Source organism: Streptomyces seoulensis (genome assembly GCF_004328625.1).
Lineage (GTDB): Bacteria > Actinomycetota > Actinomycetes > Streptomycetales > Streptomycetaceae > Streptomyces > Streptomyces seoulensis.
Genome location: NZ_CP032229.1, coordinates 4,391,677 through 4,415,088 on the forward strand (window position 1 = coordinate 4,391,677; position 23,412 = coordinate 4,415,088).

General features: G+C 71.2%; 22 protein-coding genes and 1 pseudogene. 19 read left to right on the plus strand and 4 right to left on the minus strand.

From position 1 onward, the window contains the following. Positions 1 to 317: 317 nt before the first annotated feature. From D0Z67_RS20505 to D0Z67_RS20535, 7 genes are all read left to right on the plus strand, one after another. A complete protein-coding gene (locus D0Z67_RS20505) occupies positions 318 to 1,316 on the plus strand; it encodes an ABC transporter permease (protein WP_030808264.1) in 999 nt (332 codons plus the stop codon). Positions 1,317 to 1,372: 56 nt separating this feature from the next. Continuing rightward, the gene (locus tag D0Z67_RS20510; protein WP_031181722.1) at positions 1,373 to 3,118 is read left to right on the plus strand and encodes an ABC transporter substrate-binding protein; all 1,746 of its coding nucleotides are present in this window, start codon (positions 1,373 to 1,375) and stop codon (positions 3,116 to 3,118) included. 72 nt (positions 3,119 to 3,190) lie between these two features. Further along, positions 3,191 to 4,198, plus strand: coding sequence for an ABC transporter permease (locus D0Z67_RS20515; protein WP_030808270.1), 1,008 nt, complete (start codon positions 3,191 to 3,193; stop codon positions 4,196 to 4,198). Beyond that, complete coding sequence (locus D0Z67_RS20520; RefSeq protein WP_031181723.1) at positions 4,195 to 5,301, plus strand: ABC transporter ATP-binding protein; 1,107 nt, start codon at positions 4,195 to 4,197, stop codon at positions 5,299 to 5,301. The genes D0Z67_RS20515 and D0Z67_RS20520 overlap by 4 nt, the downstream gene beginning before the upstream one ends. Further along, the gene (locus D0Z67_RS20525; protein WP_037775308.1) at positions 5,298 to 6,821 is read left to right on the plus strand and encodes an ABC transporter ATP-binding protein; all 1,524 of its coding nucleotides are present in this window, start codon (positions 5,298 to 5,300) and stop codon (positions 6,819 to 6,821) included. The genes D0Z67_RS20520 and D0Z67_RS20525 overlap by 4 nt, the downstream gene beginning before the upstream one ends. An 84-nt stretch (positions 6,822 to 6,905) precedes the next feature. Beyond that, on the plus strand, positions 6,906 to 7,565 hold the full coding sequence (locus tag D0Z67_RS20530; protein WP_031181725.1) for a trimeric intracellular cation channel family protein: 660 nt from the start codon (positions 6,906 to 6,908) through the stop codon (positions 7,563 to 7,565). A 69-nt stretch (positions 7,566 to 7,634) separates the two neighbouring features. Further along, on the plus strand, positions 7,635 to 8,495 hold the full coding sequence (locus D0Z67_RS20535) for a thioesterase family protein (RefSeq protein ID WP_031181726.1): 861 nt from the start codon (positions 7,635 to 7,637) through the stop codon (positions 8,493 to 8,495). Between the two features lie 12 nt (positions 8,496 to 8,507). Here D0Z67_RS20535 and D0Z67_RS20540 read toward each other — a convergent pair whose 3' ends face one another. Next, a complete protein-coding gene (locus D0Z67_RS20540) occupies positions 8,508 to 9,155 on the minus strand; it encodes a TetR family transcriptional regulator (RefSeq protein ID WP_031181727.1) in 648 nt (215 codons plus the stop codon). A gap of 121 nt (positions 9,156 to 9,276) precedes the next feature. Between D0Z67_RS20540 and D0Z67_RS29735 the strand changes: the two genes are divergently transcribed. From D0Z67_RS29735 to D0Z67_RS20550, 3 genes are read left to right on the plus strand one after another with little or no spacing between them, the layout of a single operon-like run. Beyond that, positions 9,277 to 9,441, plus strand: a complete 165-nt coding sequence (locus D0Z67_RS29735; RefSeq protein ID WP_031181728.1) for a hypothetical protein — start codon at positions 9,277 to 9,279, stop codon at positions 9,439 to 9,441. A gap of 33 nt (positions 9,442 to 9,474) precedes the next feature. Next, complete coding sequence (locus D0Z67_RS20545; RefSeq protein ID WP_031181729.1) at positions 9,475 to 9,753, plus strand: hypothetical protein; 279 nt, start codon at positions 9,475 to 9,477, stop codon at positions 9,751 to 9,753. A 55-nt stretch (positions 9,754 to 9,808) separates the two neighbouring features. Then, entirely contained in the window at positions 9,809 to 10,978 is a 1,170-nt protein-coding gene (locus D0Z67_RS20550; protein WP_031181730.1) for a cysteine desulfurase family protein, read from the plus strand. Here the strand turns inward: D0Z67_RS20550 and D0Z67_RS20555 are convergent. Then, entirely contained in the window at positions 10,975 to 11,643 is a 669-nt protein-coding gene (locus D0Z67_RS20555; RefSeq protein ID WP_031181731.1) for an N-acetylmuramoyl-L-alanine amidase, read from the minus strand. The genes D0Z67_RS20550 and D0Z67_RS20555 overlap by 4 nt on opposite strands. A gap of 96 nt (positions 11,644 to 11,739) precedes the next feature. Here D0Z67_RS20555 and mnmA point away from each other — a divergent pair, with 96 nt between their 5' ends. Then, complete coding sequence (gene mnmA / locus D0Z67_RS20560; protein WP_031181732.1) at positions 11,740 to 12,864, plus strand: tRNA 2-thiouridine(34) synthase MnmA; 1,125 nt, start codon at positions 11,740 to 11,742, stop codon at positions 12,862 to 12,864. Positions 12,865 to 12,871: 7 nt separating this feature from the next. Here mnmA and D0Z67_RS20565 read toward each other — a convergent pair whose 3' ends face one another. Further along, complete coding sequence (locus D0Z67_RS20565) at positions 12,872 to 13,654, minus strand: alpha/beta fold hydrolase (protein WP_031181733.1); 783 nt, start codon at positions 13,652 to 13,654, stop codon at positions 12,872 to 12,874. Positions 13,655 to 13,715: 61 nt separating this feature from the next. Beyond that, the gene (locus D0Z67_RS20570; RefSeq protein WP_031181734.1) at positions 13,716 to 14,039 is read right to left on the minus strand and encodes a DUF427 domain-containing protein; all 324 of its coding nucleotides are present in this window, start codon (positions 14,037 to 14,039) and stop codon (positions 13,716 to 13,718) included. 51 nt (positions 14,040 to 14,090) lie between these two features. Between D0Z67_RS20570 and D0Z67_RS20575 the strand changes: the two genes are divergently transcribed. The 8 genes and pseudogenes from D0Z67_RS20575 (at position 14,091) to D0Z67_RS20610 (ending at position 23,401) form a co-directional block, all read left to right on the plus strand. Continuing rightward, the gene (locus tag D0Z67_RS20575) at positions 14,091 to 14,630 is read left to right on the plus strand and encodes an LOG family protein (protein ID WP_031181735.1); all 540 of its coding nucleotides are present in this window, start codon (positions 14,091 to 14,093) and stop codon (positions 14,628 to 14,630) included. Positions 14,631 to 14,646: 16 nt separating this feature from the next. Beyond that, on the plus strand, positions 14,647 to 15,336 hold the full coding sequence (locus D0Z67_RS20580) for an SDR family oxidoreductase (RefSeq protein ID WP_199812194.1): 690 nt from the start codon (positions 14,647 to 14,649) through the stop codon (positions 15,334 to 15,336). Between the two features lie 34 nt (positions 15,337 to 15,370). Then, complete coding sequence (locus tag D0Z67_RS20585; RefSeq protein WP_031181737.1) at positions 15,371 to 16,378, plus strand: methionine synthase; 1,008 nt, start codon at positions 15,371 to 15,373, stop codon at positions 16,376 to 16,378. Positions 16,379 to 16,393: 15 nt separating this feature from the next. Then, positions 16,394 to 18,589 carry an NAD-dependent DNA ligase LigA gene (gene ligA / locus D0Z67_RS20590; protein WP_031181738.1) on the plus strand — a complete coding sequence of 732 codons (2,196 nt, stop codon included), beginning with the start codon at positions 16,394 to 16,396 and terminating at the stop codon, positions 18,587 to 18,589. Between the two features lie 463 nt (positions 18,590 to 19,052). Further along, positions 19,053 to 21,068: pseudogene (locus D0Z67_RS20595) on the plus strand (putative bifunctional diguanylate cyclase/phosphodiesterase); the annotation flags it as partial. Between the two features lie 300 nt (positions 21,069 to 21,368). Next, on the plus strand, positions 21,369 to 21,665 hold the full coding sequence (gatC, locus tag D0Z67_RS20600) for an Asp-tRNA(Asn)/Glu-tRNA(Gln) amidotransferase subunit GatC (RefSeq protein WP_018544665.1): 297 nt from the start codon (positions 21,369 to 21,371) through the stop codon (positions 21,663 to 21,665). Positions 21,666 to 21,671: 6 nt separating this feature from the next. Next, positions 21,672 to 23,165 carry an Asp-tRNA(Asn)/Glu-tRNA(Gln) amidotransferase subunit GatA gene (gene gatA / locus D0Z67_RS20605; protein ID WP_031181740.1) on the plus strand — a complete coding sequence of 498 codons (1,494 nt, stop codon included), beginning with the start codon at positions 21,672 to 21,674 and terminating at the stop codon, positions 23,163 to 23,165. Beyond that, positions 23,162 to 23,401, plus strand: coding sequence for a hypothetical protein (locus tag D0Z67_RS20610; protein ID WP_031181741.1), 240 nt, complete (start codon positions 23,162 to 23,164; stop codon positions 23,399 to 23,401). Before gatA ends, D0Z67_RS20610 begins: the two co-directional genes overlap by 4 nt. Positions 23,402 to 23,412: the final 11 nt, after the last annotated feature.

Consider the following 23,412-nt stretch of genomic DNA (forward strand, 5'->3'; position numbering starts at 1 on the left):
CGTCCGCCCGCGAGTGTGCACGGCACCTCTGCGCGCGTAGACGAGCGCCGCTACGAGACCATCCGCGTGGAATGGCCGGTGTGTCCCAACTGGCCACTATTCGATAATAGTTACCCGCGGATCGGATAACGGAATCCCCTGCAACGCATCACAGTTGCGCATACTTTCGCGGTCAGCTCTGGCGGGTGATCGCGACCAGGTTGAAGACTCCCGGTTCAGAGCACGAAGTGAAGACTTCGTGATCGAGGCAAAGCGACAAAGCCGCGATCAGCGGCAGGCACAGGCCGGTCACCACCGGCGAGAGGGGTCAGGTCACTGTGACCGCACCGATCGAGACCACCGGAGCCGAAGCCGAGGTACAGCCCGAGGCTGTGCTCGACGGCGCCGGCAAGGGACGGATCGAGGGTCGTTCTCTCGGGCAGATCGCCTGGTCCCGTTTCAAGAAGGACAAGGCGGCCGTCGCCGGAGGTGTCATCGTCATCCTCCTGGTCCTGATGGCGGTCCTCGCCCGGCCGATCCAGGCCGCCTTCGGGCTCGACCCCAACGCGTTCCACCAGGACCTGATCGACCCCAACACCTCTCTGCCCAAGGGTGCTTGGGGCGGTATGAGCCTCGACCACCCGCTCGGCGTGGACCCGAAGTTCGGCCGTGACACCGCCACCCGCATCCTCGAGGGCTCCTGGGTGTCGCTGGTGGTCGCCTTCGGCGCCACCATCCTGTCCAACGTGATCGGCGCGATCCTCGGTGTGGTCGCGGGCTACTACGGCGGCCGGGTCGACTCGGTCATCAGCCGCCTGATGGACACCTTCCTCGCCTTCCCGCTGCTTCTCTTCGCCATCGCGATCTCGGCCACCCTCCAGGGCGGCGCGTTCGGCCTCACCGGCCTGCCGCTGCACCTGAGCGTGCTGATCTTCGTCATCGGCTTCTTCAACTGGCCCTACCTGGGCCGGATCGTGCGCGGTCAGACCCTCGCCCTCCGGGAGCGCGAGTTCGTCGACGCCTCGCGCGGCATGGGCGCCAAGGGCCCGTACATCCTCTTCCGCGAGCTGATGCCGAACCTGGTCGGCCCGATCATCGTCTACTCGACGCTGCTGATCCCGACCAACATCCTCTTCGAGGCGTCCCTGAGCTTCCTCGGCGTCGGCATCCAGCCCCCGCAGGCATCCTGGGGCGGCATGCTCCGCGACGCGGTGAACTTCTACCAGGTCGATCCGCAGTACATGATCGTTCCCGGTCTCGCCATCTTCCTGACCGTCCTGGCGTTCAACCTGCTGGGCGACGGTCTCCGCGATGCTCTCGACCCGCGCAGCCGCTGACGTCTGCCGCGACGAGTCCACCCAGATTTCCGACAGTGAAGGGGAAAGCGCCCATCATGCGAAGGTCAGCGCTGGCCGCGATAGCGGCCATTGGCTCCGCGAGTCTGCTCGTTGCAGGCTGCAGCAAGGCCGATGACAACAAGAACGACGCCAAGTCGGCCGGGGCCAACGCCGCGACCAAGGGTGTCGTCAACGCCTCGGACAAGAAGGGCGGGACGGTCACCTACGAACTGTCCGACGTCCCGGACTCGTTCGACCCCGGCAACACGTACTACGCGTACATGTACAACCTCAGCCGGCTGTGGGCCCGCCCGCTCATGACCTTCGAGCCCGCGCCGGGCGAGAAGGGCAACACCCTGGTCCCCGACCTCGCGGCCGGCAAGGGCACCCCGAGCGACGGCGGCAAGACCTGGACGTACAAGCTCCGTGCGGGCCTGAAGTACCAGGACGGCACGCCGATCACCTCGAAGGACGTCAAGTACGCCGTCGAGCGCTCCAACTTCGCGCGTGACGTGCTCTCCCTCGGCCCGAACTACTTCCAGCAGCTCCTGGCCGGCGGCGACAAGTACAAGGGCCCCTACAAGGACAAGAGCGACAAGGGCCTGTCCTCCATCGCCACGCCGGACGACACCACGATCGTCTTCCACCTGAAGCAGGCGTTCCAGGAGTTCGACTACCTGGTCGCCGCGCCGCAGACCGCGCCGGTGCCGAAGGCCAAGGACAACGGCGTCGACTACGTCAAGAACATCGTCTCCTCGGGCTCCTACCAGTTCCAGAGCTACGACGACGGCAAGCAGGCCGTCCTCGTCCGCAACAAGAACTGGGACGCGAAGAACGACACCCTGCGCAAGCAGCTGCCGGACAAGATCGTCGTCAAGCTGAAGGTCAACTCCGAGACGATCGACAAGGACGTCCTCGCGGGCAACGCGATCGACCTCGCCGGCACCGGTGTCCAGTCCTCGACCCAGGCCCAGGTCCTCGCCGACCAGAACAAGAAGGCCGGCACGGACAACACCTTCGGTGGCCGTCTCGTCTACATGGCGATCAACACCAAGGTGAAGCCGTTCGACAAGGTCGAGTGCCGCAAGGCCGTGCAGTACGCGATCGACAAGGTCTCGGTGCAGACCGCCGAGGGCGGCCCGATCCGCGGTGAGATCGCCTCCACCGTCCTGCCGCCCGACATCACGGGCTACAAGAAGGCCGACACCTACGCCACCGCCGGCAACAAGGGCGACGTCGCGAAGGCCAAGGAGCAGCTCAAGGCCTGCGGCAAGTCGAGCATCTCGACCAACATCTCGGCCCGTTCCGACCGTCAGCCGGAGATCGACGCCGCCACGGCGATCATCAACTCGCTGAAGAAGGTCGGCATCAACGCCACCCTCAAGCAGTACCCGTCGGGCAAGTACTTCACCGACTACGCGGGCGTGCCGAAGTTCACCGAGAAGCAGAACATCGGCCTGGAGATGATGCAGTGGGGTGCCGACTGGCCCTCCGGCTACGGCTTCCTGCAGCAGATCCTGAACGGCAAGGCGATCAGCCAGTCCGGCAACACGAACCTGTCGCAGTACGACAACAAGGACGTCAACACGCTGCTGGGCAAGTCCATCGCGACCCAGAGCGAGTCCGAGCGCAACGCGCTGTACGCGCAGATCGACCAGAAGACCATGGATGACGCGGTCATCGTGCCGCTGACCTACTTCAAGGTCCTGCTGGCCCGCCCGGCCAACTACACCAACCTGGTCTCCACGGCTGCCTTCAGCGGTCAGTACGACTACCTCAACATCGGCTCCACCCAGAAGTAGCAGCCCCGGAAGGCAGGTGAAGGCATTGGTGCCCGCAGGTCATCCGACCCGCGGGCACCAGCGCCGGTCCCCGTGATCTCGTACATCCTCCGCCGGACGTTCGCGGCAGTGATCCTGCTGCTGGTCGTCTCCGCGGTCACCTTCGCCATCTTCTTCCTGCTGCCACGGCTGGCCGGACAGACAGCGGATCAGCTGGCGCAGCAGTACATCGGCAAGAGCCCGTCCAAGGCGGACATCGCCGCGGTCAAGCACAACCTCGGTCTGGATCAGCCGATCTACGCGCAGTACTGGCATTTCATCAAGGGGATCGTGTCCGGCGCGACCTACGACCTCGGCCCGACGACGGTGCACTGTGACGCGCCGTGCTTCGGTTACTCCTTCAAGAACCACCAGGCGGTGTGGCCCGAGCTGACCTCCCGCCTTCCGATCACCCTCTCGCTGGCGCTGGGCGCCGCCGTGCTGTGGCTGATCTCGGGTGTGATCGCCGGTGTCATCTCGGCACTGAAGCCCCGCTCGTTCCTCGACCGCACCTTCATGGGTGTGGCCCTGGCCGGCGTCTCGCTGCCCATGTTCTTCACGGGCAACCTCGCGATCCTGCTCTTCGTGTACCAGTGGCCGATCTTCGGCAGCACCTACGTCCCCTTCACCGAGAACCCCGGACAGTGGGCCAACACCCTGTTCCCCGCGTGGTGTTCGCTGGCGCTGCTGTACTCGGCCATCTATGCGCGCCTGACCCGGTCGGGCATGCTGGAGACGATGAACGAGGACTTCATCCGCACCGCCCGCGCCAAGGGCCTGCGGGAGAAGCGGGTCGTGTTCCGGCACGGCCTGCGTGCCGCCCTCACCCCGATCATCACGGTCTTCGGCATGGACATCGGTCTGCTGCTCGGCGGCGCGGTGATCACGGAGTCGGTGTTCTCGCTGCCCGGTATCGGCCAGTACGCGGTGCAGGGCATCACCGACAACGACCTGCCCAAGATCCTCGGCGTGACCATGCTCGCCGCCTTCTTCGTCGTGATCGCAAATCTCCTGGTGGACGTGGTGTACGCGGCCGCCGACCCGCGCGTGAGGCTCTCGTGACCGAACTTTCCAAGACCGGCGCCGCCGTGGGGGAGAAGGGTTCTCCCGGTTCCCCCGCCACGGCTTCCGAGGCGTTCCTGGAGGTCCGCGACCTCAAGGTGCACTTCCCGACCGACGACGGCCTCGTCAAGTCCGTCGACGGGCTCAACTTCTCGCTGGAGAAGGGCAAGACGCTCGCCGTCGTCGGCGAGTCCGGCTCCGGCAAGTCCGTCACCTCGCTGGCGATCATGGGCCTGCACCGGCTGGGCGCGCGCGGCAAGAACGTCCAGATGTCCGGCGAGATCCGTCTGGCCGGCCAGGAACTGGTCTCCGCCTCCCCGGACGAGGTGCGCAAGCTCCGCGGCCGCGAGATGGCGATGATCTTCCAGGACCCGCTGTCCGCGATGCACCCGTACTACACGATCGGCAACCAGATCGTGGAGGCGTACCGGGTCCACAACAAGGTGAGCCGCAAGGTGGCGCGCAAGCGGGCCATCGAGATGCTCGACCGGGTCGGCATCCCCGAGCCCGGCAAGCGGGTGGACAGCTACCCGCACGAGTTCTCCGGCGGTATGCGCCAGCGCGCCATGATCGCCATGGCCCTGGTCAACGACCCCGAGCTGCTCATCGCGGACGAGCCGACCACAGCGCTCGACGTGACCGTGCAGGCGCAGATCCTGGACCTGATCCGGGACCTGCAGAAGGAGTTCGGCTCCGCGGTCATGATGATCACCCACGACCTCGGTGTGGTCGCCGAGATCGCCGACGACGTGCTGGTGATGTACGGCGGCCGGTGCGTGGAGCGCGGCCCGGTCGACGAGATCTTCGACAAGCCGCAGCACCCCTACACCTGGGGTCTGCTCGGCTCGATGCCCCGCATCGACCGGGTGACCGAGGAACGGCTGATCCCTGTCAAGGGCCAGCCGCCGAGCCTCATCAACGTCCCCTCGGGCTGTGCGTTCAACCCGCGCTGCCCCTACGCGGACATCCCCAAGGGGAACGTCACCCGCACCGTGCGCCCCGAGCTGGAGCTGGTGGACGCCGGGCGGCACTGGACCGCCTGCCACCTCTCGGCCGAGGACCGCGAGCGGATCTGGACCGAAGAGATTGCGCCGAAGCTGTGACTGAGACCAACAAGACCGACGAGGCCGTGATCCCGCAGCAGGCGCCGGCCCCCGAGACCGGCGGGGACGACCGGGAGGTGCTGCTCCGCGTCGAGGGGCTGACCAAGCACTTCCCGATCAAGAAGGGCATCCTGCAGCGTCAGGTCGGTGCGGTGAAGGCCGTCGACGGCATCGACTTCGAGGTGCGCAAGGGCGAGACCCTGGGCGTGGTCGGCGAGTCGGGCTGCGGCAAGTCCACGATGGGCCGGGTCATCACCCGCCTCCAGGACCCGACCGGCGGCAAGATCACCTTCGACGGCCAGGACATCACCCGGCTGGGCACCGGCCGGATGCGTCCGCTCCGGCGCGACATCCAGATGATCTTCCAGGACCCGTACGGCTCCTTGAACCCCCGGCACACCATCGGCTCGATCGTCTCGGCGCCCTTCCGGCTCCAGGGCGTGGAGCCCGAGGGCGGGGTGAAGAAGGAGGTCCAGCGGCTGCTGGAGCTGGTCGGTCTGAGCCCCGAGCACTACAACCGCTACCCCCACGAGTTCTCCGGCGGCCAGCGTCAGCGCATCGGTATCGCCCGTGCGCTCGCGCTGAAGCCGAAGCTGGTCGTGGCGGACGAGCCGGTGTCCGCGCTGGACGTGTCGATCCAGGCCCAGGTCGTCAACCTCATGGACGACCTCCAGGAGGAACTGGGCCTGACGTACGTGATCATCGCGCACGACCTCTCGGTGGTCCGGCACGTGTCGGACCGGATCGCGGTGATGTACCTCGGCAAGATGGTCGAGATCGCGGACCGCACCTCGCTGTACGAGGCGCCGATGCACCCGTACACCAAGGCGCTGATGTCGGCCGTGCCGGTGCCGGACCCCAAGCGCCGGGGTGCCAAGAGCGAGCGCATCCTGCTCCGCGGTGACGTGCCCTCGCCGATCTCACCGCCGTCGGGCTGCCGGTTCCACACCCGGTGCTGGAAGGCGACGGAGATCTGCAAGACCACCGAGCCCCTGCTCCTGGAGCTGCGCCCGGGTCAGCGGGTCGCCTGTCACCACCCGGAGAACTTCGCCGACCAGGCCCCGCAGGACACCGTCCTGCTGACGGCCGCGAAGGAAGCCTCCGAGCTGGTGCCGGACGCGGTGCTGGAGGAGTCGGCGGAGACGTCGGCCGCCGTCGCGGCGGAGGTCGCGGAGACCGTCGCGCCCAAGGAGCCGGCGGCGCCGACGCCTGCGGCCACCGAGCCGGCCGAGCCGGTCGAGGCCGGGAAGGTCGAGGCCGGGAAGGTGGAGACGCCGACGGTCACCGAGCCGGTAGTGGCTGAGAAGCCCGCGACGCCTCCGGTCGCCGAGGTCGAGAAGCCCGCGGTCACAGAGGCTGCCGAGGCCGAGAAGCCGGTGACGCCTTCGGTCGCCGAGGTCGAGAAGCCCGCGGTCACAGAGGCCGCCGAGGTCGAGAAGACCGACACGGCCGCGAAGGTCGAGAAGACCGCCGAGGTCGACACCGCGAAGGCCGACGCGCCGGAGGCCGAGGACAAGTGAGCCGGCGGCCGCCGTTCGACCGGCGGCCGCCCCTCCCGCCTTGCTTCGCAAGGTCCGCACCCCGTGACAGGTCAGAATGTGCGGGTGCAGCTCGATCAGATCTTCAGTCCCTCCGTCCAGCACACGCTCGATGTCATCGGCATCTTCGTGTTCGCCATCTCCGGCGCCCTGCTGGCCGTCCGCAAGAACTTCGACGTCTTCGGCATGGCCGTGCTCGCCGAGGTGACCGCGCTGGGCGGAGGGCTCTTCCGTGACCTGATCATCGGGGCCGTCCCGCCGGCGGCCTTCACCGACCTCGGGTTCTTCGTCACCCCGCTGCTCGCCACGATCGTGGTCTTCTTCCTCCACCCGCACGTGGAGCGCATCCAGGCGGCGGTGCTCGTCTTCGACGCGGCCGGACTCGGCCTGTTCTGCGTCACCGGCACCACCAAGGCGTACAGCCACGGGCTCGGTCTGACCGCCTCCGCCACCCTGGGCCTGGCCACCGCCGTCGGCGGCGGTGTGCTGCGCGACGTGCTCGCCAACGAGGTGCCCTCGCTGCTGCGCTGGGACCGCGACCTGTACGCGGTGCCGGCGATCGCCGGCGCCACCATGGTGGTGCTGTGCATCCGCTTCGACGCGCTGACCTCCGTGACCAGCGGCCTCGCAGCGGCCTCGGCGTTCATCCTGCGGCTGCTGGCCATGAAGTTCCACTGGCGGGCGCCGCGCGCCTGGAACCGGCGCTCCACGGTCATGGAGGAGTGAGATCCACTGTTCACACCCGCGCAATCCAGAAAGCTACCGCTTAGTAATTAGCTGTTGTACCGTTCACCCATGCCAGAAGCAGCCTCCGCCCCCGCCACGCGAGCCGTGATCGGCGACAGCGAGTTCGACCGCGACACCGAGGTCGTCCGGCGCGCGCCCGGCGTCTACGACATCGACCTCTCGGCCGGCTGGACCATCATCAGCGCCGTCAACGGCGGCTATCTGCTGGCCGTGCTCGGCCGGGCCCTCGCGGACACCCTCCCGCATCCGGACCCGTTCACCGTCTCCGCGCACTACCTGACGGCGTCCCAGCCCGGCCCCGCGGTCATCCGCACCGAGACCGTGCGCACCGGCCGCACCCTCTCCACCGGCCAGGCGTCGCTGTTCCAGTACGACGCCGAGGGCAACGAGGTGGAGCGCATCCGCGTCCTCGCCTCGTACGGCGACCTCGCGGCGCTCCCCGACGACGTGCGGACGAGTGCGGTACCGCCCGCGATGCCGCCCCTGGAGCGCTGCCTCGGCCCCGCCGACGGTCCGGCGCCGGTGGACGGCAGTTCGGCCATCACCGAGCGGCTGATGCTGAAGCTGGACCCGGCCACCGTCGGCTGGGCGGTCGGCGCGCCCTCCGGCAAGGGGGAGATGCGGGCCTGGTTCGGGCTGGCCGACGGGCGGGACGCGGACCCCTTCTCGCTGCTGCTCGCGGTGGACGCGCTGCCGCCGACCGCGTTCGAGATCGGGCTGACCGGCTGGGTGCCGACCGTCGAACTGACCGTGCACGTACGGCACCGGCCCGCGCCGGGTCCGCTGCGGGTGTCCATCACCACGCGCAATCTGGCCGGCGGCTTCCTGGAGGAGGACGCCGAGGTCTGGGACAGCGAGGACCGGCTGGTCGCCCAGTCCCGCCAGCTGGCCCGGGTCCGCCTGGGCTGAACCGGCCCTCGCCTACGGCCCGGAGGGCGTCTCCTGGTCCAGCCAGTGCCTGCTGCCGAGCGTGATCAGGCGCAGTTGCCGGATGGCCAGGTGGGTCACCCGCTCCCACTCGCCCTGCGGGGCCTCCAGCGCCTCCAGGAAGAGCTGGGCTGTGATGAGCATCTGGTCGACGTAGAGATGCGCGAGCATCGTCAGGTCGTCGTCGCCCCAGCCCTCCGACTCGCGGTCCTCGGCCAGTTCGGCCTTCACCTCCTCGGTGAAGCGCGCGAGCTGGTCCCGGATCGCCTCGCGCACCGGCTGCACCCCGCCGTGCCGCTCGCGGGCGATGAAGCGGACGTGCGCCGGGAAGGCCCGTACGAGCTGGTCGATCAACTCGACCGCGCGGCCGATGCGTTCCTCCGAGTCGTTGGCCGCCGAGACCGTCGGGCCCACCATCGGGTGCAGGCTGCTCAGCGCCTCGTCGACCAGCGCCACGCCGAGTTCCGCGATCGAGGGGAAGTGCCGGTAGAACGCGGTCGGCGCCACCCCCACGGCACGGGTCACCTCGCGCAGCCCCAGACTGCTCAGGCTCTGCTCCTCCAGCAGCACCAGGGCCGCGTCCAGGAACGCCTGACGGGTCTTCTGCTTCTGGGCCTGCCGGATGCCGAGGGTGTGACTCATGTCATCCAGTTAACAACTGTTCTCCGGAATTGGAAAGCCGTGCGGAGGGTTAGACTCGGAGTCAGTGAACAAGTGTTACTACAACTGTTCACCGAGACGACCCTGAGGGGGGATCGAAACCATGCTGTTCCTCGTCGCCGCGCTCATGCTGCTCGGTGTCGCACTCGGCACCGTGGCGCACGTACCGGTGGGCGTCAGCTTCGCCGTCGCCGCCTTCATCGGTGTCTGGCTCGTGATCTTCGCCGTCCGTGAGCGCCACGGCCGACGCCGCACCCCCAGCCACTGACCCGCCCGCACCGACCATCAGGAGCTGAGCACCATGCATCTCACCGCACCTGCCACCGGTCAGGTCGAGGCGAAGCCCCGGCCGCGCGACGCCGACGGCATGGCCGTCGCGTCCTTCATCCTCGGACTGCTCGGACTGCTCGTCCTCAACCTCTTCCTGGGCCCGGTCGCCATCGTCCTCGCGGGTGTCTCGCTGTGGCGTGGCACGAGCCGCCGGGGCCGTGCCTACCTCGGCATGGCGCTGGGTGTGGCCGACCTCGTGGTCCTGTTCGCCGCCATGCAGTTCACCGACACGGTGTCCTGGAGCCTGTGAGCCACCCGCGCCGGGCCGATGGCGGCTCCGCGCGGCCCGTAGAATCGGCGTCACCATGGCTTACCTCGACCACGCGGCCACCACGCCGATGCTTCCCGAGGCCGCGCGGGAGCTGACCGACCGGCTCGGCGTCACCGGCAACGCGTCCTCCCTGCACGCCTCCGGCCGCAAGGCGCGCCGTACCGTCGAGGAGTCCCGCGAAGCCCTCGCCGACGCCCTCGGCGCCCGCCCCAGCGAGGTGGTCTTCACCTCCGGCGGCACCGAGGCCGACAACCTCGCCGTCAAGGGCCTGTACTGGGCCCGCCGCGCCGCCGACCCGAACCGGGTCCGGGTGCTGGCCAGCCCCGTCGAGCACCACGCGGTGCTGGACGCCGTGCACTGGCTGGGCGAGCACGAGGGCGCCACCGTCGAGTACCTCCCCGTCGACGCGTACGGCCGCGTCCACCCCGAGGTGCTGCGCGAGGCCATCGCCCGCAACCCCGACGATGTCGCTCTGGCCACCGTGATGTGGGCCAACAACGAGATCGGCACCCTGATGCCGGTCCGCGAACTGGCCGATGTCGCCGCCGAGTTCGGGGTGCCGCTGCATGCCGACGCGGTGCAGGCGTTCGGCCAGGTGCCGGTCGGCTTCGCCGGCTCCGGGCTCGCCGCGATGACCGTCTCCGGCCACAAGATCGGCGGCCCCTACGGCATCGGCGCCCTGCTGCTCGGCCGCGAGTACAGCCCCGTACCCGTGCTGCACGGCGGCGGCCAGGAGCGCCATGTCCGCTCCGGCACGCTGGACGTGCCCGCCATCGCCTCCTTCGCGGTCGCCGGACGCCTCGCCGCCGAACGGCAGGAGTGGTTCGCCCGCGAGATCGGCACCCTGCGCGACCGCCTGGTGGAGTCCGTACGGACCGCCGTCCCGGACGCGCTGCTCGGCGGCGACCCGGCGCCCGGCGGCCGGCTGCCCGCCAACGCGCACTTCACCTTCCCCGGCTGCGAGGGCGACTCCCTGCTCCTGCTGCTGGACGCCCAGGGCATCGAGTGCTCCACCGGCTCCGCCTGCACCGCGGGCGTCGCCCAGCCCAGCCACGTCCTCCTCGCCACCGGCACCGACCCCGACCTGGCACGTGGCACCCTGCGCTTCTCGCTGGGCCACACCTCCACCCAGGACGACGTGGACGCCGTGGCCAAGACCATCGGGCCCGCCGTGGAACGCGCCCGCGCGGCCGGACTCGTCTAGGACCTCTGGGCCGGGGTCTTCCCCAGCGTGGTACGGGCCCTGCGTGCCAGCCGTATGTACCGGTCCCAGTCCCAGTGCGGGCCGGGGTCCGTGTGGTCCGTGCCCGGCACCTCGACATGGCCGACGACGTGCTCCCGGTCCACCGGCATGCCGTACCGGGCGCATATCGCGGCCGTCAGCCGGGCCGAGGAGGCGTACATCGCGTCCGTGAAGGACTTCGGGTCGTCCACGAAGCCGACGTGCTCGATGCCGACACTGCGCTCGTTGAAGGACCGGTTGCCCGCGTGGAAGGCCACGTCCAGCTCGCGGATGAGCTGGGTGACGCGGCCGTCCGCGCGGACGATGTAGTGCGCCGCCGCCTGGTGCGCCGGATCCTGGAACACCTTCACCGCCGACGCGTAACCGCCCTGGGTGACGTGGACCACCACCCGGTCCACCGGGTAGTCGTCCGGGCGGTCCGCGTGCCGGTAGTTGGCCGGCGAGGCCGCCACCCAGCGGGCGCCCGCGAAGTCCACCGCGCCCGGCACCCGCTGCCGCTCCACCCCCGGCAGCCGCCAGTACAGCCGCGACAGCTCGTCGTGCGCCAGCAGCGCCGCCCCCGCGGCGGCCACCGCACCGCCGATGAGCAGCGCGCGCCGGCCCGGTCTGCGATCCCCGTCGTCCATCTCCACCCCGTACGCCCCGATTCCGCCGTACCCCTCCTGATCACCAACGCACACCCGGCGTCCCCGGTTCCCGTCGCCCCGTACCCTGGAAGGGCTATGACTGAGACCTCGCCGCGCCCCCTCCGCGTCCTCGCCGCCATGTCCGGTGGCGTGGACTCCGCCGTCGCCGCCGCGCGTGCCGCGGAAGCCGGTCACGACGTGACCGGTGTCCACCTCGCGCTCTCCGCGAACCCGCAATCGTTCCGGACCGGCGCGCGGGGCTGCTGCACCATCGAGGACTCCCGCGACGCCCGCCGCGCCGCCGACGTCATCGGCATCCCGTTCTACGTCTGGGACCTCGCCGACCGCTTCCGCGAGGACGTGGTGGAGGACTTCGTCGCCGAGTACGAGGCCGGCCGCACCCCCAACCCCTGCCTGCGCTGCAACGAGAAGATCAAGTTCGCCGCGCTGCTGGACAAGGCGCTCGCGCTCGGCTTCGACGCCGTCTGCACCGGCCACTACGCCAAGGTGCTGGTGGACGAGGACGGCAACCGCGAGCTGCACCGCGCCTCCGACATGGCCAAGGACCAGTCCTACGTGCTCGGCGTGCTGGACGACCGCCAGCTCGCGCACGCCCTGTTCCCGCTCGGGGACACCGTCACCACCAAGGACGAGATCCGCGCCGAGGCGGAGCGCCGGGGCCTGGCCGTCGCCAAGAAGCCCGACTCGCACGACATCTGCTTCATCGCCGACGGCGACACCCAGGGCTTCCTCGCCGACCGGCTCGGCAAGGCCGAGGGCGACATCGTGGACGAGGACGGCAACCGCCTCGGCACCCACGAGGGCGCCTACGGCTACACCATCGGCCAGCGCAAGGGCCTGCGTCTGGGCACCCCTGCCCCCGACGGCAAGCCGCGCTACGTCCTGGACATCTCCCCGGTCACCAACACCGTCACGGTCGGCCCGGCCGCCGCCCTCGACGTCACCGCGCTGACCGCGATCAAGCCCCGCTGGTGCGGCACCGCGCCCGAGGGCCCCGGCACCTACACCGCCCAGCTCCGCGCGCACGGCGGCGAGACCGAGGTCGACGCCGAGCTGGTCGACGGCGAACTCCGCGTCACCTTCACCGAGCCCGTCCGGGGCGTCGCCCCCGGCCAGGCGATCGTGCTGTACGACGGCACGCGCGTGGTCGGCTCGGCGACCATCGCCACCACCACGCGGGCCACGGCCGCCGCGGTCTGAGCCCGGCTCAGCCGGTGACGAAGTCGGCCAGTACCGGCGCGAGGAACGCCGGCTCGACCGCGTGCGTCTGCCCCTCCAGCACCGCGTACGCGCCGTCCGGCACCGCCTCCGCGACCGCCTGGGCGCCCGCCCGCAGCCACTCCGGGCTCAGGCTGCCCGCCGCCGACAGCACCGGCACCGGGACGTGGGAGAGCGGCTCCGCCGGGAGCAGCCCGTCGCCCATCAGGGCGGCGTCGTACGCCAGGCTCGGCGCGACCTGCTCCAGGCCGGGCCACATCGGGGACTGGCGGGCCCGCTGGATCATCTCCTCGCCCAGCCCGGTCAGCCGCAGGAACAGCTCCGCCGCCCCGCCCCGGTCGCCCGCCGCGAGGGCCACGTCCAGGGCGGCCGCGTAGGACAGCTGCCGTTCCGGGCCCTCGGGCAGGAAGTCGTTGAAGGGCACCTCGTAGACCGCCGCCCGGGTCACCGGCAGGCCGCTCGCGGCCGCCAGCAGCGCCAGCGCGCCGCCCGAGGACAGCCCGAAGAGGGCCGCCTCGCCGCCCACGGCCGCCATCAGCGCGGCCAGGTCCTCCACCTCGCGCTCGACCGCGTACGGCGCCGTGTCGCCGCTCGCACCCCGGCCCCGGCGGTCGTAGACGACGGCCCGGCAGCGGTCCGCGAGCGCCGCCGCCAGCGGCGCGAGCGTCAGCCCGGTGGACATCGCGCCACTGACCAGGATGACCGTGGGCCCCTCACCGGTCACGCGGTACGCGAGCGAGGTCCCGTCGACGGAAGTCGTCTTCTTGTCCATGTCCGTGGACACTGCCGTACGGGTGCCGGAGTCACCGGTCACGACACGGCGCGCCGCGCGGTCAGGCCACTTCGGGGGAGTAGAAGCAGTAGTGGTCCTTGATCCGGGCCACCTCCGGCTTCGGGTCCGGGTACGCCCACACCAGATCGGGCGCGTCCGGCAGCGACCAGTAGGACGCCGTGCCCTTGAAGGGGCAGTCGGTGTGGGTGTCCGAGGGAGTCAGCAGATCGAGCCGGACGTCCTTCGCGGGGAGGTAGTACCGGGGCGGACAGCCCGTCTCGTGCAGCACGAGGGGCCGGTCGGTCTCCGCGAGCACCTGGCCGTCGTGCACGACGCGCACGCGCTGCTCGCCCTCTTCGATGGTGATCGTGTGTCCGTGTGCCATACCCGGACAGCACGGGCGGGGGCGCGGATGTTCCCGCGTACCGTGGGCGGCATGAACATCTGCGTCTTCCTCTCCGCCGCCGACCTCGACGAGCGCTACACGCGCCCCGCGCGGGAGTTCGGGGAACTGCTCGGCAAGGGCGGCCACACGCTCGTCTGGGGCGGTTCGGACTCCGGCCTGATGAAGGTGGTCGCGGACGGCGTGCAGGAGGCCGGAGGCAGGCTTGTGGGCGTCTCCGTGGAGTTCCTGTCGGCGGTCGCCCGGCCCGGCGCGGACGAGATGGTGATCGCCGCCGACCTCGCCGAGCGCAAGCGGCTGCTGCTTCAGAAGGCCGACGCCGTGGTGATCATGGTCGGCGGCACCGGCACCCTGGACGAGGCCACCGAGATCCTGGAACTGAAGAAGCACGGCCGCACCACCAAGCCCGTGGTGCTGCTCAACACCGCCGGCTTCTACGACGGCCTGGAGCAGCAGTTCCGCCGCATGGAGGCCGAGGGCTTCCTGCCGCGCCCGCTGTCGGAGCTGATGCACTTCGCCGACGGGCCGGCCGCCGCCCTGGCCCACCTGGAGGAGTCCCTCGCCGCGGGCTGATGCGACCATGGCGGGCATGGCTACTCATGTGATCACCGGCGCCGGTTCCGGCATCGGCGCCGCCGTCGCCCGCAGGCTGCACGCGCGCGGGGACGACCTCGTGCTGCACGCGCGCGACGCGGGCCGCGCCAAGGAACTGGCTGCCGAGTTCCCCGGCGCCACCACCCTGGTGGGCGACCTCGCCGACCCCGACAAGCTGTCCTGGGCCTTCTCCCACCAGTCCCTGCCGGACCGGGTGGACTCGCTGCTGCACATCGCCGGGGTCGTCGACCTCGGCGACGTCGGGGACCTCACCCCCAAGTCCTGGCGCCACCAGCTGGGCGTCAACCTGATCGCGCCCGCCGAGCTGACCCGGCACTTCCTGCCCCAGCTCCGCACCGCCCGCGGCCAGGTGGTCTTCGTCAACTCCGGCGCCGGACTCAACGCGCACGCCGGCTGGTCCGCGTACGCCGCCTCCAAGCACGGGCTGAAGGCGCTCGCGGACTCGCTGCGCCAGGAGGAGCACGGCAACGGGGTCCGGGTCAGCTCGGTCTACCCCGGCCGCACCGCCAGCCCCATGCAGGCCAAGGTGCACCAGCAGGAGGGCAAGGAGTACGACCCCGCGCGGTTCATCGACCCCGAGTCGGTCGCGGACACGATCCTGCTCGCCCTGGACCTGCCCCGGGACGCCGAGATCAACGACCTGACCGTGCGCCCCGGCCGCTGACGCGCCCGTCCGCCGTACGGCATACCCTGCCGGGGTGAGTGAGAACACCCAGGTCACCTTCCCCGCGGCCACCGGCGTCGGCTCGATGCCCGGCGGGGACGCGCGCGAGACCGCCAAGACCGTCACCGGCAGCCTGGAGGACTTCCCGTACCTCGCCGAGCTGCCCGCGCGCGGCCCCGGCGCCGACATGATCGGCCGCACCGCCGGGATGCTGGTCGAGCTGTACGCGCGCGTGGAGCCCAGCGGCTGGCGGCTGTCCGACCGGCCCGGCCGCGACACCCGGCGCGCGCACGCGTGGCTGCGCCAGGACCTCGACGCCCTGGAGGAGTTCACCCAGGGCTACGAGGGCGACGTCAAGGTGCAGGCGGTCGGCCCCTGGACGCTCGCCGCCGCGCTGGAGCTGCGCAACGGCGAGGCGGTGCTGTCCGACCCCGGCGCCTGCCGCGACCTCACCGCCTCGCTCGCCGAGGGCCTGCGCCTGCACCTGGCCGACGTCCGCCGCCGCATCCCCGGCGCCCGCGTGGTGCTCCAGCTCGACGAGCCCTCCCTCACCGCCGTGCTGCGCGGCCAGATCCGCACCGCCAGCGGCTACCGCACCCACCGCGCCGTGGACCGGCAGGTCGTGGAGTCCGGGCTGCGCGAGGTGCTCGGCGCGAGCGGCCCCGGCCCCACCGTCGTCCACTCCTGCGCCCCCGACGTGCCGTTCGCGCTGCTGCGGCGCGCGGGCACCGACGCCGTCTCCTTCGACTTCGGCCTGCTCACCGAGCGTGACGACGACGCGATCGGGGAGGCCGTCGAGGGCGGCACCCGGCTGTTCGCCGGTGTCGTCCCCGGCACGGATGCCGCATTGTCAGACCCTGCCGGTAGCGTCATGGGTGTCAGGACGCTGTGGCGCAGGCTGGGGCTGCGGCCGGGGCTGCTCGCGGAGGCGGTCACGGTCACGCCCACGTGCGGTCTCGCGGGTGCTTCCCCCGCCTACGCCCGCCAGGCGCTCGCCCACTGCGTCCGGGCGGCGAGATCCCTCGCGGACAACCCTGAGTAACGGGAGGACACTACGGTGGCCGGCGACAAGCAAGCGGCGACGACGGCGGTGCCCGCCGAGGCGCGCGAGAGGCACGGGCGGCTCGCGGAGCAGGTCGAGGAACACCGCTTCCGGTACTACGTGAAGGACGCTCCCGTCGTCAGCGACGCGGAGTTCGACCAGCTGCTGAAGTCCCTGGAGGCCCTGGAGGAGGAGTTCCCGGAGCTGCGCACCCCGGACTCGCCCACCCAGAAGGTCGCCGGGTCCTACGAGACGGAGTTCACCGCGGTCGCGCACCGCGAGCGGATGCTGTCCCTGGACAACACCTTCAACGACGAGGAACTCGCCGCCTGGGCCGACCGCATCGCCCGCGAACTGGGCGACCAGACCTACCACTTCCTGTGCGAGCTGAAGGTCGACGGACTCGCCGTCAACCTCACCTACGAGCACGGCCGCCTCACCCGCGCCGCGACCAGGGGCGACGGCCGCACCGGTGAGGACATCACGCCCAACGTCCGCACCATCACCGACATCCCCGAGCGTCTGCACGGCGACAGGGTGCCCGACCTCGTGGAGATCCGCGGCGAGGTCTACTTCCCGATGGAAAAGTTCCTGGAGCTGAACGAGCGTCTGGTCGCCGCCGGGGACAAGCCCTTCGCCAACCCCCGTAACGCGGCCGCCGGTTCGCTCCGTCAGAAGGACCCCCGCGTCACCGCGAGCCGCCCGCTGCACATGGTCGTCCACGGCATCGGCGCCCACGAGGGCTTCGAGGGCCTGACCCGGCTCTCCGAGGCGTACGACCTGCTGAAGACCTGGGGCCTGCCCACCTCCCCGCACAACCGCGTGGTCGACGGCCTCGACGGCGTACGGGAGTTCATCGCGTACTACGGCGAGCACCGGCACTCCGTGGACCACGAGATCGACGGGGTCGTCGTCAAGCTCGACGAGATCCGCCTCCAGGGCCGGCTCGGCTCCACCGCGCGCGCCCCGCGCTGGGCCATCGCGTACAAGTACGCGCCGGAGGAGGTCAACACCAAGCTGATCGACATCAAGGTGGGCGTCGGCCGCACCGGCCGCGTCACCCCGTACGCCCAGGTCGAGCCGGTCACGGTGGCGGGCAGCGAGGTCGAGTTCGCCACCCTGCACAACCAGGAGGTCGTCAAGGCCAAGGGCGTGCTCATCGGGGACACCGTGGTGCTGCGCAAGGCCGGTGACGTCATCCCGGAGATCCTCGGGCCGGTCGCCGACCTCCGGGACGGCAGCGAGCGGGAGTTCGTGATGCCCAGCGAGTGCCCCGAGTGCGGGACGCCGCTGCGGCCCATGAAGGAGGGCGACATCGACCTCCGCTGCCCCAACGCCCGTGCCTGCCCGGCCCAGTTGCGGGAGCGGGTCGCCTATCTCGCGGGCCGCGAGTGCCTGGACATCGAGCACTTCGGCGGGGTCGCGGCCGCCGCGCTCACCCGGCCGCTGGAGCCCGCCGACCCGCCGCTGGTGGACGAGGGCGACCTGTTCGACCTCACGGTGGAGAAGCTGCTGCCCATCAAGGCGCATGTGCTGGACCCGGACAGCGGGCTGCCCAAGCGCGACCCGAAGACCGGCGAGGAGAAGGTCGTCACCGTCTTCGCCAACCAGAAGGGCGAGCCGAAGAAGAACACCCTCTCCCTGCTGGAGCACATCGAGGCCGCCAAGCAGCGCCCGCTGGCCCGGTTCATCAACGGCCTCTCCATCCGGCACGTCGGCCCCGTCGCCGCCCAGGCGCTCGCCCGCGAGTTCCGGTCGGTCGACCGCATCGAAGCGGCCACCGAGGAGGAGCTGGCCGCCACCGACGGAGTCGGCCCGATCATCGCGGCCGCGCTCAAGGAGTGGTTCGCCGAGGACTGGCACCGCGAGATCGTGCGCAAGTGGAAGGCGGCCGGGGTCCCGCTGGAGGAGGCCGCCGGGGACGAGGACGAGGGGCCCCGCCCGCTGGAGGGGATGACCGTCGTCGTCACCGGCACGCTGGAGAACTTCACCCGGGACGGCGCCAAGGACGCACTCCAGAGCCGGGGCGCGAAAGTGACCGGTTCCGTCTCCAAGAAGACCTCCTTCGTGGTCGTCGGCGACAACCCCGGCTCCAAGTACGACAAGGCGATGCAGCTCAAGGTGCCGGTGCTCGACGAGGACGGATTCACCGTCCTGCTGGAGCGCGGACCCGAGGCGGCGGCCGAAGTCGCGCTTCCGACCGGGGAGTAGCGGTTGAAGGCCACCCGTACGGCGCATATCAGATGCATACGGGTGGCCCGTACGCATTCGGGCGACCGTCCACGACCGCTGCCCCAGGAGGCCCTCCGCGGCCTACTGTTGAGGGGTGCGCCCGCCGTGCCCAGCCGCGGCCGGTGCATCCCCGTGCCCGACAGCCGGCACGGGGAAGGCTTTCCACCGCCGAGCCGCTGAGGGTCCTCGGGGCCAGGGTCGCGTGGCGTGGGCACCGCCGGCTGTGAGAGGGACGGGAATGGAACCGACCGAGAGCGCCGCCCCCGGCTCACGACTGCGCCTGCGCCGCCGCGCGGGCGCGTGGCGGGGGAACCGGTGGACCGGGCACGGCAAGGACCGCGCGGCACCCGACTCCCGCGCCGACGGCGTCGATCCGCACGCGGCGTTGGTGCTCGCCGCCGACCTCGGGCCGCCGCTGGGCGGCGGGCGGCGCGCGTGGATACCCACCCTGCCCGCCGCCCTCACCGGAGCGGCCGGGCTCGCCCTCGGCGCCGGGCTCTACGGCGCCTTCAGCGGCGGCCACGCGCTCTTCCCCGCCGGTACGGCCGGGTGGGCGCTGGCGCTGCTCACCGGCCTCGTCGTCGGCCATCTCGTGATGCTGGGCCGGGCCCGCTGGAGCGGCGGCACCGCGTCCGGCGCCGCCCTCACCCTGGCCACCCTGCTGCTGTACGGCTGGGTCCCGGCCGGGCTGGTCAGCCTCACCGTCGTCGTCCTTGTCGGCGCCGCCCGGCGCAACTGCCGCCGCGAGGGTCTGCTGCACGGCGCGGTGGACATCCTCGCCATCGGCGCCGGCGCCCTGGTCCTCGGCGCCTTCGGCCGGGTCGGTACCGTCGAGGAGCCCTGGCGGCCCGCCAGTTGGGGACTCGGCACCGTCCCCGAGGTGATGCTCGCGGCGGGCGCCTACCTCGTCGTCGGCCGGGGACTGCTCTGGTACCTGCACGCCCCGCGCGCGGGCGGGGTGCCCACCATCGCCCGGACCGCGCTGGTCCGGCAGGGCCTGGTCGCCGTCGCCCTGCTCGGCATCGCGCCGCTGGTGTGCGTGGTCGCCGACGCCCGGCCGGCGCTGCTGCCGCTGTTCGTCATCCCGCTGATCGCCCTGGACTCCACCCTGTGGATGGCGCGGGCCCGTGCGGAGGAGCAGTTGCGCGACCCGCTCACCGGGCTGCCCAACCGGCAGTGGCTGCTGGAGCGGATCTGGACCGCGCTGGACGACGCCGAACGCATCGGCGCGCGCTCGGCGTTGATGCTGATCGACCTCGACCGCTTCCGGTCGGTCAACGACACCCTGGGCCATCTCGCCGGTGACCGGCTGCTGTTGCAGATCGCCGACCGGCTGAAGAAGGCCCTGCCGGACGGGGCGGAGGCCGCGCGCCTCGGCGGGGACGAGTTCGCCGTCTTACTGCCGGTGGCCGACTCCACCACGTCGGCCACCCGCATCGCGCGCGCACTGGTCACCGCGCTCGGCTCACCGCTCGACCTGGACGGACTCACGCTCGTGCTGGAGGCCAGCGCGGGTGTCGCCGTCTTCCCCGACCACGCGCTGGACGCCGAGGGCATGCTGCGCCGCGCGGACGTGGCGATGTACCAGGCCAAGCGGGACCGCTCCGGCGTGGAGGCGTACGAGTCCAAGCGGGACTCCAACACCCCCGACCGGCTCGCCCTGCTGGGCGATCTGCGCCGGGCGCTGGACGCGCGCGAGGTCCAGCTGCACTACCAGCCCAAGGTCCGCTTCGACGGCCAGGTGGCCGGCCTGGAGGCCCTGGTGCGCTGGGTGCACCCGGAGCGGGGCAAGGTCCCGCCGGACGAGTTCATCGCGATAGCCGAGTCCTCCGGGCTGATGCCGCACCTCACCGAGTACGTGCTGGAGACCGCCCTCGCGCAGGTCGCCCGCTGGCGCGAGCAGGGGCTCCGGGTGCCGGTGGCGGTGAACGTCTCCCCCCGCGACGTGCACACCCCCGGCTTCGCCGGCTCCGTCGCCGCCCGGCTGGCCCGGCACGGGGTCCCGGCGGGGGCGCTCCAGCTGGAGATCACCGAGCACGTGTTGCTGGAGGACCCGCAGCGGGCCGCCGACACCCTGGCCGCGCTCGCCGGACACGGCGTGAAGATGTCCCTGGACGACTTCGGCACCGGCTACTCGTCCCTGGTCCACCTGCGGCGGCTGCCGGTCAGCGAACTGAAGATCGACCGTTCCTTCGTGGCCCGGCTCGCGGTGGACGCCGAGGACGCGGCGATCGTGCGCTGCACGGTCGACCTCGCGCACTCGCTCGGCCTGGTGGTCGTCGCCGAGGGCGTGGAGGACGACGAGACCTGGGAACACCTGCGCGACCTGCGCTGTGACGCCGTACAGGGGTGGCTGGTGGCCGCCGCGATGCCGCCCGAGGAGACCACGGCCTGGCTCCAGGCCCGCGGCTCCCGTGGCTGGCAGCGCCCCCGCGCGGCGCTCCCGGCGGGGGAGTAGCCCCCGGCTCCGGCCGGGGGAACGTTTCCCCTGACAGGCGCCCCGGGGAAACCGTTTAACGGTGACGGGCCCACGCCCCATAGGATTGGGGCTAGTCGTCCCCTTTCCGTCTGTCACGCGACGCCCGGCACGCACGCTCGCCGCGTTGCCGAATCGCCCACGTGGCTCCGCCACGAGGGCGCTCCGGCGCCTTGCGATCGCACGCACCGGACGCCGCGTGACCCGCCCTTCGGGCGGACGACGGAAAGAGGACGACCAGCCCCGGCCCAACCACACTCACTCACCCCAGAGGATCGCTGCATGCCTGGCATCACGCGCGAGGAGGTCGCCCACCTCGCCCGGCTGGCGCGTCTGGAGCTGAAGCCCGAAGAGCTCGACCACTTCGCCGGCCAGCTCGACGACATCATCGGCGCGGTCGCCCGCGTCAGCGAGGTCGCCGACCAAGACGTACCGCCGACCTCGCACCCGCTCCCGCTGACGAACGTCATGCGGGCGGACGAGGTCCGTCCCTCGCTCACCCCCGCGCAGGCGCTCTCCGGCGCCCCCGCCCAGGAGCAGCAGCGTTTCAAGGTGCCGCAGATCCTGGGGGAGGACTAAGAAGTCATGACCGACATCATCAAGCTCACGGCCGCCCAGACCGCCGAGAAGATCGCCTCCGGCGAGCTGACGGCCGTCGAGGTCGCCGAGGCACACCTGGCGCGCATCGAGGCCGTCGACGAGAAGGTGCACGCCTTCCTGCACGTCGACCGCGAGGGCGCCCTCGCCCAGGCGCGCGCCGTGGACGCCAAGCGAGCCCGTGGCGAGCAGCTCGGCCCGCTGGCCGGCGTCCCGCTCGCGCTGAAGGACATCTTCACCACCGAGGGCGTGCCGACCACGGTCGGCTCGAAGATCCTCGAGGGCTGGCTCCCGCCGTACGACGCGACGCTCACCAAGCGGCTCAAGGCCGCCGACGTGGTCATCCTCGGCAAGACCAACATGGACGAGTTCGCCATGGGGTCCTCCACCGAGAGCAGCGCCTACGGCCCGACCGGCAACCCGTGGGACCTCACCAAGATCCCCGGCGGCTCCGGAGGCGGCTCCGCCGCCGCGCTCGCCGCCTTCGAGGCCCCGCTCGCCATCGGCACCGACACCGGCGGCTCCATCCGCCAGCCGGCCGCCGTCACCGGCACCGTCGGCGTCAAGCCGACCTACGGCTCGGTCTCCCGCTACGGCATGGTCGCCTTCTCCTCCTCCCTGGACCAGGGCGGCCCCTGCGCCCGCACGGTGCTGGACACGGCGCTGCTGCACGAGGTCATCGCGGGCCACGACCCGCTGGACTCCACCTCCATCGACGCCCCCGTACCGCCGGTCGTCGAGGCCGCGCGCAACGGCTCGGTGGCGGGCATGCGGGTCGGCGTCGTCAAGCAGTTCCGGGGCGAGGGCTACCAGGCCGGTGTCCTCCAGCGCTTCGACGAGTCCGTCGAACTGCTCAAGGAGCTGGGCGCCGAGATCGTCGAGCTGGACTGCCCGTCCTTCGACCTGGCGCTGTCGGCGTACTACCTGATCGCGCCGTCCGAGTGCTCGTCCAACCTCGCCCGCTTCGACGGCCTGCGCTACGGCCGCCGCGTCGGCGACGACGGCACCCACTCGGCCGAGGAGGTCACCTCGCTCACCCGCGAGGCCGGCTTCGGCGACGAGGTCAAGCGCCGCATCATGCTCGGCACGTACGCCCTCTCCAGCGGCTACTACGACGCCTACTACGGCTCCGCGCAGAAGGTCCGCACCCTCATCACGCAGGACTTCGAGAAGGCGTTCGAGAAGGTCGACGTGATCGTCTCCCCGACGACGCCGACCACCGCCTTCCCGATCGGTGAGCGCGCCGACGACCCGATCGCGATGTACCTCGCGGACCTGTGCACCATCCCGACGAACCTCGCGGGCAACGCGGCCATGTCGCTGCCGTGCGGTCTCGCCCCGGAGGACAACCTCCCCGTCGGCCTCCAGATCATCGCCCCGGCGCTGAAGGACGACAGGCTGTACAAGGTCGGCGCCGCCGTCGAGGCCGCCTTCGTGGAAAGGTGGGGTCACCCGTTGATCGAGGAGGCACCGTCGCTGTGAGCGCACTGAACAAGGCCAAGGGCTTCAAGCAGTCGAGGTCCGGCACGTACCTGTCCATGGCCGGCACCGCGTTCAGCGCGGTCGGCGTGGCCAAGCAGATCAAGAAGGCGCGCTCCGAGCAGGACACCCTGCGCCTGGTCGACGCCGCCGTGTCCGCCGTCGCCATCGTCACCGGCCTCGCCATCCTCTACCGCGAGCTGAAGCGGCTGGGCGACGACGACGTCCTGCTGGGCTGAGAGGGAAGTTT

Coding starts and splice junctions, on each gene's coding strand:
- D0Z67_RS20510 (WP_031181722.1), top strand. CDS start 1,373: ATGCGAAGGTCAGCGCTGGCCGCGATAGCGGCCATTGGCTCCGCGAGT.
- D0Z67_RS20535 (WP_031181726.1), top strand. CDS start 7,635: ATGCCAGAAGCAGCCTCCGCCCCCGCCACGCGAGCCGTGATCGGCGAC.
- D0Z67_RS20540 (WP_031181727.1), bottom strand. CDS start 9,155: ATGAGTCACACCCTCGGCATCCGGCAGGCCCAGAAGCAGAAGACCCGT.
- D0Z67_RS29735 (WP_031181728.1), top strand. CDS start 9,277: ATGCTGTTCCTCGTCGCCGCGCTCATGCTGCTCGGTGTCGCACTCGGC.
- D0Z67_RS20545 (WP_031181729.1), top strand. CDS start 9,475: ATGCATCTCACCGCACCTGCCACCGGTCAGGTCGAGGCGAAGCCCCGG.
- D0Z67_RS20550 (WP_031181730.1), top strand. CDS start 9,809: ATGGCTTACCTCGACCACGCGGCCACCACGCCGATGCTTCCCGAGGCC.
- D0Z67_RS20555 (WP_031181731.1), bottom strand. CDS start 11,643: ATGGACGACGGGGATCGCAGACCGGGCCGGCGCGCGCTGCTCATCGGC.
- mnmA (WP_031181732.1), top strand. CDS start 11,740: ATGACTGAGACCTCGCCGCGCCCCCTCCGCGTCCTCGCCGCCATGTCC.
- D0Z67_RS20565 (WP_031181733.1), bottom strand. CDS start 13,654: ATGGACAAGAAGACGACTTCCGTCGACGGGACCTCGCTCGCGTACCGC.
- D0Z67_RS20570 (WP_031181734.1), bottom strand. CDS start 14,039: ATGGCACACGGACACACGATCACCATCGAAGAGGGCGAGCAGCGCGTG.
- D0Z67_RS20575 (WP_031181735.1), top strand. CDS start 14,091: ATGAACATCTGCGTCTTCCTCTCCGCCGCCGACCTCGACGAGCGCTAC.
- D0Z67_RS20580 (WP_199812194.1), top strand. CDS start 14,647: ATGGCTACTCATGTGATCACCGGCGCCGGTTCCGGCATCGGCGCCGCC.
- gatC (WP_018544665.1), top strand. CDS start 21,369: ATGCCTGGCATCACGCGCGAGGAGGTCGCCCACCTCGCCCGGCTGGCG.
- gatA (WP_031181740.1), top strand. CDS start 21,672: ATGACCGACATCATCAAGCTCACGGCCGCCCAGACCGCCGAGAAGATC.